Origin of the sequence: Mesorhizobium sp. M2A.F.Ca.ET.042.01.1.1 (assembly GCF_003997405.1) — a bacterium.
Lineage (GTDB): Bacteria > Pseudomonadota > Alphaproteobacteria > Rhizobiales > Rhizobiaceae > Mesorhizobium.
On record NZ_RZRX01000057.1, the window covers coordinates 16,178 to 27,813 of the forward strand.

Annotated in this window: 9 protein-coding genes and 1 pseudogene; 4 read left to right on the top strand and 6 right to left on the bottom strand. The window is 62.7% G+C overall.

All coding sequences use genetic code 11. The features are described 5' to 3' along the window. Window positions 1–3: 3 nt before the first annotated feature. Complete coding sequence (gene ugpC / locus EOA23_RS11330; RefSeq protein WP_127304147.1) at window positions 4–1,080, bottom strand: sn-glycerol-3-phosphate ABC transporter ATP-binding protein UgpC; 1,077 nt, start codon at window positions 1,078–1,080, stop codon at window positions 4–6. A 279-nt stretch (window positions 1,081–1,359) separates the two neighbouring features. On the opposite strand from ugpC, the gene EOA23_RS11335 reads away from it, so the two are divergent. From EOA23_RS11335 to EOA23_RS11345, 3 genes are all read left to right on the top strand, one after another. Then, window positions 1,360–3,036, top strand: a complete 1,677-nt coding sequence (locus EOA23_RS11335) for a sugar ABC transporter substrate-binding protein (RefSeq protein WP_127304149.1) — start codon at window positions 1,360–1,362, stop codon at window positions 3,034–3,036. 93 nt (window positions 3,037–3,129) lie between these two features. Then, window positions 3,130–4,245 carry a sugar ABC transporter permease gene (locus EOA23_RS11340; protein ID WP_127304151.1) on the top strand — a complete coding sequence of 372 codons (1,116 nt, stop codon included), beginning with the start codon at window positions 3,130–3,132 and terminating at the stop codon, window positions 4,243–4,245. An 8-nt stretch (window positions 4,246–4,253) separates the two neighbouring features. After that, complete coding sequence (locus tag EOA23_RS11345) at window positions 4,254–5,171, top strand: carbohydrate ABC transporter permease (protein WP_127304153.1); 918 nt, start codon at window positions 4,254–4,256, stop codon at window positions 5,169–5,171. Between the two features lie 165 nt (window positions 5,172–5,336). Here EOA23_RS11345 and EOA23_RS11350 read toward each other — a convergent pair whose 3' ends face one another. Next, a complete protein-coding gene (locus EOA23_RS11350; protein ID WP_127304155.1) occupies window positions 5,337–6,080 on the bottom strand; it encodes a creatininase family protein in 744 nt (247 codons plus the stop codon). A 3-nt stretch (window positions 6,081–6,083) separates the two neighbouring features. After that, complete coding sequence (locus EOA23_RS11355) at window positions 6,084–6,650, bottom strand: SIS domain-containing protein (protein ID WP_127304157.1); 567 nt, start codon at window positions 6,648–6,650, stop codon at window positions 6,084–6,086. 188 nt (window positions 6,651–6,838) lie between these two features. Between EOA23_RS11355 and EOA23_RS11360 the strand changes: the two genes are divergently transcribed. Beyond that, window positions 6,839–7,861: an aldo/keto reductase gene (locus EOA23_RS11360; RefSeq protein ID WP_127304159.1), complete on the top strand. Its 1,023-nt coding sequence runs from the start codon at window positions 6,839–6,841 to the stop codon at window positions 7,859–7,861. Between the two features lie 71 nt (window positions 7,862–7,932). On the opposite strand, the gene hupB is transcribed toward EOA23_RS11360, so the two are convergent. The 3 genes and pseudogenes from hupB to EOA23_RS11375 form a co-directional block, all read right to left on the bottom strand. Further along, window positions 7,933–8,205 carry a DNA-binding protein HupB gene (gene hupB / locus EOA23_RS11365; RefSeq protein WP_040969493.1) on the bottom strand — a complete coding sequence of 91 codons (273 nt, stop codon included), beginning with the start codon at window positions 8,203–8,205 and terminating at the stop codon, window positions 7,933–7,935. A gap of 196 nt (window positions 8,206–8,401) precedes the next feature. Continuing rightward, window positions 8,402–10,813 carry an endopeptidase La gene (lon, locus tag EOA23_RS11370; protein WP_112127684.1) on the bottom strand — a complete coding sequence of 804 codons (2,412 nt, stop codon included), beginning with the start codon at window positions 10,811–10,813 and terminating at the stop codon, window positions 8,402–8,404. Window positions 10,814–11,087: 274 nt separating this feature from the next. Beyond that, window positions 11,088–11,636: pseudogene (locus EOA23_RS11375) on the bottom strand (AAA family ATPase); the annotation flags it as partial.

Genomic DNA, 11,636 nt, shown 5'->3' on the forward strand with positions numbered 1-11,636 from the left:
GATCTAAAGTCGCTTGCCGGTTTCGGCGTCGAAGAGGTGGACCTGGTCGAGACGCGGCTTGAGCTTGAGCGTGTCGCCCGGCTTGAAGTCGTGGCGCTCGCGAAACAGCGCCACCATCTCGCCCTCGCCGAAGCGCACGAACACCAGGGTTTCCGAGCCGGTCGGCTCAACAACCGAGATCTTGGCCTCGACGCCGTCGGGATGGATCTCCAGGTGCTCGGGGCGCACGCCGTAGACGACGGCCTGACCATCCTCGCCGGCACTGTTGGCGGGCATCGGAAACGCTGTGCCGGCAATGTCGACGACCGGTTTCTCGCCCTTCCTCACCGTGCCCCCTTTCTTGACAGTACCCATGAGCAGGTTCATCGCCGGCGAGCCGATAAAGCCGGCGACAAACAGATTGGCGGGCCGGTCAAATAATTCGAGCGGCGCACCGATCTGCTCGATGCGGCCGTCGCGCATCACCACGATCTTGTCAGCCATGGTCATGGCCTCGATCTGGTCGTGGGTGACATAGATCGTCGTGGTCTTCAGCCGCTGGTGCAGTTCCTTGATCTCAGTGCGCATCTGCACGCGCAGCTTGGCGTCGAGGTTGGAAAGCGGCTCGTCGAACAGAAACACTTGCGGATTGCGCACGATGGCGCGGCCCATGGCGACGCGCTGGCGCTGGCCGCCGGAAAGCTGACGCGGATAGCGCTTGAGATAGGGCGCAAGGTCGAGGATGTCGGCGGCGCGCTTGACGCGTTCTGCGACGACGGCTGGATCGGTACCGCGCAGCTTCAGCGCGAAGGCCATGTTCTGCTCCACCGTCTTGTGCGGATAGAGCGCGTAATTCTGGAACACCATCGCGATGTCGCGCTTGGCCGGCGGCAGGTTGTTGACGACGCGGTCGCCGATCGAGATCGTGCCGCCGGAAACCGTTTCCAGCCCGGCCACCATCCTGAGCAGCGTGGACTTGCCGCATCCTGAAGGGCCGACCAGCACGACGAACTGCCCGTCGGCAATGTCGACGCTGACCTCGTGCAGGACCTTGACGGTCCCGAACGCCTTGGCCACACTGCTGATCGCGACTTGAGCCATCGTCTCCCCTTTATCGTTTGCGGTGAAGCTAGCCATTGCCAGCGGCAACGGCAAGTCGGTATCTTATAGATAAAAAGCCAATCTTGTTGACAAGGTAATCGATTACGCGAATAGTGGTGAGTGCCAATCCGACGCAGGCCTGTTACCCTGAAATCGGAACTCCGGCGACGCAGGGTGGGGTCCCACGTCCCCGTATGATCGAGGAGAACCGTAGACGTTTGCACGTCCGAGAAATTGGCATTTCAATTCAATCGCTGTTGTTCTGGGAGGAACCTGTAGATGAGAGTCGACCTGTACGAAAAACTGATGCGCGCCGGTGCGAGCCGCCGCGATGTGCTGAAGGGTGCTGCCTCGATGGCCGCGATCGCCGCTGCGTCCGGCGCCGGGCTCGGCGCGCTGACGAGGCCGGCCGCGGCCGACGATAGTCTGCGTGCGAAAATCCTGCAGATCCCGGGCGTCGGCAAAGGCCAGCCGACGGATGCCGACTTCCAGAAGGTCGGCGAGCTCTGCCTGGAAGCGACAAAGGCCAACGTCAAGGAAGGCGAGTTCGCCGGTGTCGAGCTCACCTTCATGGGCCTCAACAACCAGAACCTGCACAACGTGCTGTTCCGTGGTTTCCTGAAGCCGTGGGAGGCCTATACGGGCGCCAAGATCAGCTGGATCGACCTCGCCCAGGCCGACTACAACGCCCGCCTGCAGCAATCGATCGCCACCGGCACCGTCGACTTCGACATCATCGAGATGGGCGCGCCATTCGAAGGCGATGTCTGCGGCAAGGGCCTCACCTCCGAGATGCCCGACTGGGTCAAGAAGCAGATCGACTTCGACGACCTGGTCAACTATCTCAAGCCGCCGGTCGGCACGTGGAACGGCAAGCAGTATCGCGTGACCATCGACGGCGATGCGCATAATTTCAACTACCGCACCGACGTGTTCTCCGACTCCGACCTGGCGGCAGCCTGGAAGGCGGACAGCGGCGACAAGGCGGGCCTGACGGAGTGGGGCGTGCCCAAGACCTGGCAGCAGGTCCAGGCCGTGACCAAGTTCCTGAAAGGCAAGAAATTCAAGGGCCAGGACGTCTATGGCTATCTCGACGCCCCCAAGCCCTGGGGCGGTTTCGGCTTCTATTTCCTCGGCAGCCGCGCCACCGCCTATGCCAAGCATCCCGATGACAAGGCCTGGCTGTTCGACGCCGACACGATGAAGCCGCGCGTCAACAATCCGGCTTGGGTGCGCGCCATCCAGGACGTCATCGACGCCCTGCCCTCCGAGCCTGCCGACCAGATCAACGCCGATCCGAACACGACTGCTTTCCAGCAGTTCCTGGCCGGTACCGGCTCGATGATCCCCTGGTGGGGCGACGTCGGCTCGAACGTCAAGACCAACGACAGCTCGGTCATCGGCGATGTCACCGGCTTCTCGATCCTGCCCGGCTCAGACGATGTCTACAACTCCAAGACCGGCAAGTGGGACAAGCTCGCCAGCGGCCCGAACTATGCGCCGAACTGCGCCTATCTCGGCTGGGGCGTCTATGTCATGGCACGCGTCGATGCCGACGAGAAGAAGAAGAAGGCCGCATGGTCGGCCGCAGCCCATCTCGGCGGCAAGGACCTGTCGATCTGGACGGCGATGTATCCGTCGGGCTTTCAGCCCTACCGCAACTCCCATTTCAACATTCCCGAATGGGTTGCGGCCGGCTATGACGAGGCGTTCATCACCTCCTATCTCAAGTCGGAAGGCGATAGTTACAACCATCCGAACGCGGCGATCGAGCCGCGCATCCCCGGCATCTTTCAGTATTACTCCGCTGCCGAGGACATCCTGGCCAACACCTTCGCCGGCAAGATGAAGGCGCAGGAAGGCGCCGACGCCATCGCAGCGGCCTGGGAAAAGCTGACCGACCAGATCGGCCGCGAAAACCAGGTCAAGCTCTACAAAGCCTCGCTCGGCATGTAGGCTGGCTTACGAGACGTCGCGGCCCGGTGGCACATCGTCACCGGGCCGCATTTTTACCGGCCGGGCCGGTTTTGAATCGCAAAGAGGCAAGGCGTGGCTGAGCAGACTTCGACCGCGAATGCGTGGCCGGCAAATCCGGCCGACCTGATCCCGGCTGGCCGCAAGCGCCTCGGCTGGAGCCTGCTGGCCGTCGCGACGCTCGGCTTGCTGGCGATCATCGTCGTGCAGATCCTCTACAAGACCGAGATGTCCACGATCGGCTTCGACACCTGGCGGCCGGTGATCTACGCCTACATTCTGTGGGGCGCAGCACTCGGCGCCTGGCAGGTGCTGACGCGCGGCGAGGACGGGCAGCGCGCGCTGTTCCTTTTGCCGGCGCTGCTCTTCACCATCGCCATGGTGATCTTCCCGACGCTGTTCGGCTTTTACATCGCCCTCACCGACTGGAACCTAAGTTCGTTTGCCGGGCGCAGGTTCAACGGCCTCGACAATTTCTGGCAGATGCTGGCCGACCCCTATTACCGTAATGCGCTGTTCAACATGGTGCTCTATGTGCTTGCGGTGCTGGTCGAATATGTCATCGCTTTCGGCCTGGCGCTGCTGCTCAACGCGCAGATCAAGGCGCGAAAGTTCTTCCGCGTCGTCTTCCTGCTGCCGCTGATGCTGTCGCCCGTCGCCGTCTCCTGGATGGTCGGCAAGTCGCTGATGGAGTACCGGTTCGGCCCGGCGGCGACGCTGGCGCGTCATCTCGGCTGGGACAATCCCGCCTTCTTCTCCGACCCGATCACCGCCCGCATCTCGATCATGATGCTCGATGCCTGGACCTTCGTCCCGTTCATGATGATCATGCTGCTTGCCGGCCTGCAGGCGATGTCGCGCGAGGTGCTGGAAGCCGCCCGCGTCGACGGCGCGACCGCGTGGCAGACCTTCTGGCAGGTGACCTTTCCGCTGATGCTGCCAGTGTCGGTGACGGCCGTGATCCTGCGCATCATCTTCAAGCTGAAGCTTGCCGACATCATCATCACGCTCACCTCCGGCGGCCCCGGCGGCGCCACCGATTCCGTGTCGAGCTTCATCTATCGCGAATATCGCGATCGCTCGAATGTCGGCTACGGCACGATGCTCGCCATGGCCTATCTGATCATCATCATCGTGTTCGTGACCTGGCTGCTGAAAGTCGCCAGTCGCTTCGTGCGCAACGTCAACTGAGCGGCATCATGAGCGTCCAGACCACCGACTACACCGTTTCCGAAATCCGCTCGCCGGCGGCCTTCATCACCAGCCGCCTCTTCATCTATGGCGCGCTCGTCTTCTGGGCATTCGTGTGCCTGTTCCCGATCTACTGGACGATCACCACCTCCTTCAAATCGGCGGTCGACGTCACGCAAGGCCATCTCATCCCCTTCGTCGACTTCACGCCGGACTGGAAGGGCTGGCGCTCGCTCGGCCTGTCGCCGGATTCGATCTTCCAGACCTCGACCGTGCGCGACGAATTCTTCAAGCGCTTCATGAACTCGGTCATCACCTCGGTCGGCGCATCGGCTCTCGCCATCATCATCGGTAGCCTCGCCGCCTATGGCCTTGTCCGCTACCGCTACAAATTCGCCTGGTTCAGGAACGAGGACATCTCATTCTTCTTCCTGTCGCAGCTCATCCTGCCGCCGGTCGTGCTGGCGCTCCCCTTCCTGGTGCTCTACCGGGAAGTGGCGCTCCTCGACACCCGCATCGGTCTCGTGCTCCTCTACACGCTGATGGTGCTGCCGATCGTCATCTGGATCATGCGCGACCAGTTCAACTCCATTCCCGTCGAATTGGAGGAAGCGGCTTTGGTCGACGGGCTGTCGATCTGGGGCGCCTTCTTCCGCATCGTCATGCCGATCGCCCTGCCCGGCATGGTCGCCGCCTTCATCCTGGCGATGGTGCTGTGCTGGAACGAGTATTTCTTCGCCGCGCTTCTGACATCGACCGACGCCAAGACCATCCCCGTCATGGTGGCGAGCCAGACCGGCTCGCAAGGCATCAACTGGTGGTCGATGGCAGCCTTGGCCACTGCCGCGATCGCGCCACTGGCGATCATCGGCATCGCGCTCGAGCGCTACCTGATCATGGGCATGACGGCCGGCTCGGTGAAGTAGCTGGACCTTTCCTTCCCCCCTTGTGGGGGAAGGTGGCCGCGCAGCGGCCGGATGAGGGGTGTTCCAGGGAACGCGGACGCCTCACTCCGCTGGAACACCCCTCATCCGTCTCGGCGCTGCGCGCCGATCCACCTTCTCCCACAAGGGGAGAAGGAAGAACCGCGCCTATCGCACCAGGATGGACCTTAAATGATCAAGGATCATGGCGACGCCGATCTTGCCGAGGCCTGCCGAGGCCTCCGCCGCGTCTTTCGTGTACCAGCCGGTATTGTCGGCCAAATGCTTCTCGTCCACGGCCTCGGGGCATAGCGCCAGCATCAGCGAGGTTTCGCCTTTGCCGGCATGGTCGAACGGGTATTTGCCGTTCATCGCGGCCGGCATCAGCGGGTGCACCTGCACCCAGTTGAAGACATTCTCGCCCTGCGCATGGCCGGCATAGTAGTCGGCCATGCTGTTCGACCCCCACCAGCCTTCGCCGCGCTCCTTTTCCAGGAAGCGGAAGATCGCCTGCCGCCCCGCGGTCTTGAAGGCGAGGTCGGTCGGCATGCCGGCGACGAAATTCTCGGTCTGGTGATGGATGATGGCGTGGATGTTGCGGAAGCCGATGCGCAGCAGCCCGTAGAACAATTCCTCGGCGAATGGCGAAAGCACCGGACCGCCGACCTGCACCGAGCCGCTGCCTTCCGGCGGCGCCACCGCATAGCTTGCCGCGCCGTAATAGAAGGGCGGCAGGATGACGAGGTCCCTCTCCTTCTCGATCAGCTCCACCGTCTTGATGACGGCCAAAGTGTCCATCCCGACCGCCATGTGCTCGCCATGGTATTCGAGCACGCCGAGCGGCAGCACGACCGGCCAGTTCTCCTCGATCGCCTTGCGGATCTGGTGCGGCAGCATCAGCTCGTAGCGCATGCCCTACTCCATATTGGTGTGCCTGGCGCGCATGGCTTCCGGCGTCGCATTGGTCAGCGCCTGGAGCCTCAGCACCATGATCTCGAACAAGAGGAACAGCGCGCCTTCGAACAGCGAGCCCATCGGCAGCACCGAGCTTCTTGCCGCGCCCTGGTCGCTGGCCATGGTCTGGGCGGGAATGACCAGCGTGAAGTCGGCAAGCTTCGCCGCGCTGCCTGTCGGTTCGGCCGTCAGGAGCAGCACCTTCGCGCCGGCATCGCGGGCAACCCGCATCAAGGTCAGCACCGTGGTGGTCTCGCCCGGCCCCGAGCTCGCCAGGAAGACGTCGCCCTGCCCGAGCGGCGGCGTGGTCATGTCGCCGACCACCGAGACCGGCAGGCCGAGATGATAGAGCCGCATGGCAAAACCCTTTACCTGCAGCGCCTCGCGGCCGCAGCCATAGACGGCGATCCCGCCGGCGCCGGCCAGCATGGCGCAGGCTGCGTCGATCCGCGCTTCATCCGTGCGCGCCAGCACCGCGCCAAGCTCGTCCAGCGCGGTCGCGAACATGCCGGATCCGGCTTTGCTCATGGAATGGCTCACCCTATCTGCGCGATGTCGCGTGTCTCTACAGATTCGGCGGCTCGCTGGCCGCGAAAGGCTTGTTTTTGTTCATGCTACCATTGCGAAAATCGCTGTCCAACGAGCCTCGGCACTTTTGCTGGGCCACCGGCGTGATAGTGTCATGTCAGACAAATCGCTCCGGGACATCGTCAGACATGAAGACACGGCACTTCGACCGCATCGGCAATGGCGGCATCACCTTCACCGAACTCGGCTTCGGGACCGCGCCGCTCGGCAATCTCTATCGCGCCATCTCCGACGAGGACGCCAATGCCACCCTGGAGGCGGCATGGAAGGCTGGCTGCCGTTACTTCGATACGGCGCCGCTATACGGCCTCGGCCTGTCGGAAACCCGCCTCAACCCGTTCCTGCGCGGCAGGAAGCGCGACGACTATGTGCTGTCGAGCAAGGTCGGCCGCCTCATGCGCGTCGCCCCGCCGGACCAGCGCACCGGCATCGGCAAGTTCTTCGAGACGCCGTCGCGCCGGGAAGTCTACGACTACTCCTATGACGGCGTCGTGCGCTCCTTCGAGGCCTCGCTGGAGCGTCTTGGCGTCGACCGCATCGACATCCTCTTCGTGCACGACGTCGACATCTTCACCCATGGCAGCAAGGAAGCCTCGGATGCCCGCATCGCGGAGTTCATGTCGTCCGGCTATTACGGACTGCTTTCGCTCCGCGACCAGGGCGTGATCAAGGCTATCGGCGGCGGCATCAATGAGTGGCAGGTCGCGCAGACGCTGGCCGAACGCGGCGATTTCGACCTGTTCCTGCTCGCCGGCCGCTATACGTTGCTCGAACAGGAAGCGCTGCAGTCCTTCCTGCCGCTTTGCCAGAAGCGCGGCATCGGCATCGTGCTGGGCGGCCCCTACAATTCCGGCGTGCTGGCCACCGGGCCGAAGCCCGGTGCCTTCTACAACTACAGCGAGGCGCCGAAGGAAATTCTGGATCGCGTCGCGCGTATCGAGGAAGTCTGCAAGCGCCACAATGTGCGCCTGATCGAGGCGGCGCTGCAATTCCCGTTGCAGCATCCGTCGGTGATGTCGGTGATCCCCGGCGGCCAACGGCCGGCCGAGGTCGAAAGCAACCGGGCGCTGCTCGACACCAAGATACCGGCGGCGCTGTGGGCGGATTTGAAACAGGAAGGCCTGATGCGCGCCGACGCGCCGACGGCCTGAACCGGCTGCCTGTCAGCGCAAAAAAGAAAAGCCGGGCAAGCCCGGCTTTTCTGCTCTTGAAGAAAAAGGTCTTAGTTGACCGCGTCCTTGAGGCCCTTGCCGGCCGAGAACTTCGGCACGGTGCGCGCCGGAATCTTCACTTCCGCGCCGGTCTGCGGATTGCGGCCGGTCGAAGCAGCGCGTTTTGACACGGTGAAATTTCCGAAGCCGACAAGCCGGACATCGCCGCCCTTCTTCAGTTCGCCTGTGATCACGGAGAACACCGCATCGACGGCGGACTGCGCATCAGCCTTCGAAATGCTTGCGGCATCGGCGACAGCGGACACCAGTTCGTTCTTGTTCATCAAAATTCCCTTCCATGAGAAAACCGGAACTTACGACTCATCCGGCAGGAAACGGACTTTAGAAAGAAGCTTCTCGGAACCCAAGCCCAAAAACCGCGGAATTCCGGGCTTTTTTGCATTTTTTCGTGGCTTTTTCACATGAAAAGCCGGGCTCAAGGCCCGGCTTTCTCTTTGTGCACTGCATCCTTAACATTTGTTAGTGCGCGAGCGACTTTCCGGCATCGTCGCCGCTGTCGACCGGAGCCGGCGCATTAACCGGCTCGACCCACTCGATCGGCTCCGGCATCCGGGTGAGCGCGTGCGCGAGCACCTCGCCGACCCGCGAGACCGGAACGATCTCCATGCCGTTCTTCACATTGTCCGGAATGTCCGCCAAATCCTTGACGTTCTCTTCCGGGATCAGCACCTTCTTGATGCCGCCGCGCAATGCTGCGAGCAGCTTCTCCTTCAGGCCGCCGATCGGCAGGATGCGACCACGCAGCGTGATCTCGCCGGTCATCGCCACATCGGCCCGGACCGGGATACCCGTCAGCACCGACACGATGGCCGTGGCCATCGCGGCACCGGCGGACGGGCCGTCCTTGGGGGTCGCGCCTTCCGGCAAGTGGACGTGGATGTCGCGCTTGTCGAACAGCGGTGGCTCGATGCCGAAATCGAGCGCCCTGGAGCGGACATAGGAAGCCGCCGCCGAGATCGATTCCTTCATCACGTCGCGCAGATTGCCCGTCACCGTCATGCGGCCCTTGCCGGGCATCATGACGCCTTCGATCGTCAGCAGCTCGCCGCCGACTTCCGTCCAGGCAAGACCCGTGACCACGCCGACCTGATCGTCGGCCTCGACCTGGCCGAAGCGGAAGCGCGGCACGCCAAGATAATCGGCGAGGTTTTCCGCCGTGATCTTCACCGTCTTCTTCTTCGTCCGCAGGATCTCGGTCACCGCCTTGCGCCCGAGCTTCATCAGCTCGCGCTCCAGGCTGCGCACGCCGGCTTCCCGCGTGTAGGTCTGGATGATGCCGCGGATCGCGTCCTCGCCGACCGAGAATTCGTTCGGCTGCAGGGCATGATCACGGATCACCTTTGGCATCAGGTGACGCTTGGCGATCTCGATCTTCTCGTCCTCGGTGTAACCGGCGATGCGGATGATCTCCATGCGGTCCATCAGGGGCGCAGGGATGTTCAGCGTGTTCGCCGTCGTCACGAACATCACGCTCGACAGGTCGTATTCGACCTCGAGGTAATGGTCCATGAACGTCGAGTTCTGCTCCGGATCAAGCACCTCGAGCAGGGCCGATGACGGATCGCCGCGGAAGTCCTGGCCCATCTTGTCGATCTCGTCGAGCAGGAAGAGCGGGTTTGACTTCTTGGCCTTCTTCATCGACTGGATGACCTTGCCGGGCATCGAGCCGATGTAAGTCCGCCGGTGACCGCGTATCTCGGCCTCGTCACGCACGCCGCCGAGCGCCATGCGGATGAACTCGCGGCCGGTCGCCTTGGCGATCGACTTGCCGAGCGAGGTCTTGCCGACGCCGGGCGGTCCGACGAGGCACAGGATCGGGCCCTTCAGCTTCTTCTGCCGGCTCTGCACGGCAAGATACTCGACGATGCGCTCCTTGACCTTGTCGAGGCCGAAATGATCGGCGTCGAGCACGTCCTGCGCATAGTTGAGGTCCTGCTTGACCTTGGAGTTCTTGCCCCACGGGATCGACAGCAGCCAGTCGAGATAATTGCGCACCACCGTCGATTCAGCCGACATCGGCGACATCGACCGCAGCTTCTTCAACTCGGCTTCCGCCTTCTCGCGGGCCTCCTTGGAGAGCTTGGTCTTCTTGATGCGCGCCTCGATCTCGGCGGCCTCGTCGCGGCCGTCCTCACCCTCGCCGAGCTCCTTCTGGATCGCCTTCATCTGCTCGTTGAGGTAGTACTCGCGCTGCGTCTTCTCCATCTGGCGCTTGACGCGCGAGCGGATGCGCTTCTCCACCTGGAGCACGGAGATCTCGGCTTCCATGAAGCCCATCGCCTTCTCAAGACGCTCCTTGACGGAAAGCGTGGCAAGCATCTCCTGCTTCTCTGGGATCTTGATGGCGAGATGCGAGGCAACCGTGTCGGCGAGCTTGGAATAGTCGTCGATCTGGCTGGCCGCGCCAACCACTTCGGGCGAGATCTTCTTGTTCAGCTTGACGTAGTTCTCGAAGTCGGTGACGACCGAGCGGGCAAGCGCCTCGATTTCGACCTCTTCCTCTTCCGGCTCGGCGAGCGCGGTGGCGCGGGCCTCATGGAAATCGGCGCGGTCGGTGAACGAGACGATCTTGGCGCGCGAGGCGCCCTCGACCAGAACCTTCACGGTGCCGTCGGGCAGCTTCAGGAGCTGCAGCACATTGGCGAGCGTGCCGATGTCGAAGATCGCATCGGGCTCAGGATCGTCGTCGGCTGCATTCATCTGGGTGGCGAGCAGGATCTGCTTCTCCTGACCCATCACCTCTTCCAGCGCCTTGATCGACTTTTCACGGCCCACGAAGAGCGGAACGATCATATGCGGGAACACGACGATATCGCGCAGTGGGAGGACTGCGAAAACGCCGTCGCCGGAAGCCTTAGATATCTTGGCCATTGTCCAACCTTTCATGTCGCGGCCGCTTATTTTAGCCAACCGCGAATCTCATATTAACGACCGAGTGTCGTTCCGCCTACCACCGTTTGTGACGGGAGTTTTACAGCACAGAATTCGGCGCCTCGGCCTTCTGCTGTTAGGTGGATGCAGCCGGGGCAAAGATCAAGGGTTAACACGGTCGCTCGACCCGTTCCATCGCATATCCGCGCCCCGTTGACAGCAAAACGGCGCCACGCGGGCGCCGTTCCATGAAAATGACGGGTCCAGTGCCATTTCAGGCGCTGACATTGCCCTTCTTTTCCTTCTGCTCGGAATATATGTAGAGCGGCCTGGCGTTGCCGGACACCACCTCTTCCGAAATCACCACTTCGCGCACGCCTTCCAGCGCCGGAAGCTCGAACATCGTATCGAGCAGGATCGCTTCCATGATGGAGCGCAGGCCGCGCGCGCCGGTCTTGCGCTCGATCGCGCGCTTCGCGATCGCCGACAGCGCGTTCTCGTGGAAGGTCAGATCGACATTCTCCATCTCGAACAGCCGCTGGTACTGCTTGACCAGCGCGTTCTTCGGCTCGGTCAGGATCTGGATCAGCGCCGGCTCGTCGAGGTCTTCCAGCGTCGCCAGGACCGGCAGACGGCCGACGAATTCCGGGATCAGGCCGAATTTCAGCAGATCCTCGGGTTCGACCTGGCGGAACAGGTCGCCGGTGCGGCGATCTTCGGGCGAAGCCACGGTCGCGCCGAAGCCGATCGAGGTCTTGCGGCCGCGATCCGAGATGATCTTGTCGAGGCCAGCGAAGGCGCCGCCGCAGATGAACAGGATGTT

Bases quoted from the DNA above. Each gene is read 5' to 3' on its own strand.
- lon (WP_112127684.1), bottom strand. From the start codon at position 10,813: ATGGCCAAGATATCTAAGGCTTCCGGCGACGGCGTTTTCGCAGTCCTC.
- EOA23_RS11345 (WP_127304153.1), top strand. From the start codon at position 4,254: ATGAGCGTCCAGACCACCGACTACACCGTTTCCGAAATCCGCTCGCCG.
- EOA23_RS11350 (WP_127304155.1), bottom strand. From the start codon at position 6,080: ATGCGCTACGAGCTGATGCTGCCGCACCAGATCCGCAAGGCGATCGAG.
- hupB (WP_040969493.1), bottom strand. From the start codon at position 8,205: ATGAACAAGAACGAACTGGTGTCCGCTGTCGCCGATGCCGCAAGCATT.
- EOA23_RS11355 (WP_127304157.1), bottom strand. From the start codon at position 6,650: ATGAGCAAAGCCGGATCCGGCATGTTCGCGACCGCGCTGGACGAGCTT.
- ugpC (WP_127304147.1), bottom strand. From the start codon at position 1,080: ATGGCTCAAGTCGCGATCAGCAGTGTGGCCAAGGCGTTCGGGACCGTC.
- EOA23_RS11360 (WP_127304159.1), top strand. From the start codon at position 6,839: ATGAAGACACGGCACTTCGACCGCATCGGCAATGGCGGCATCACCTTC.
- EOA23_RS11335 (WP_127304149.1), top strand. From the start codon at position 1,360: ATGAGAGTCGACCTGTACGAAAAACTGATGCGCGCCGGTGCGAGCCGC.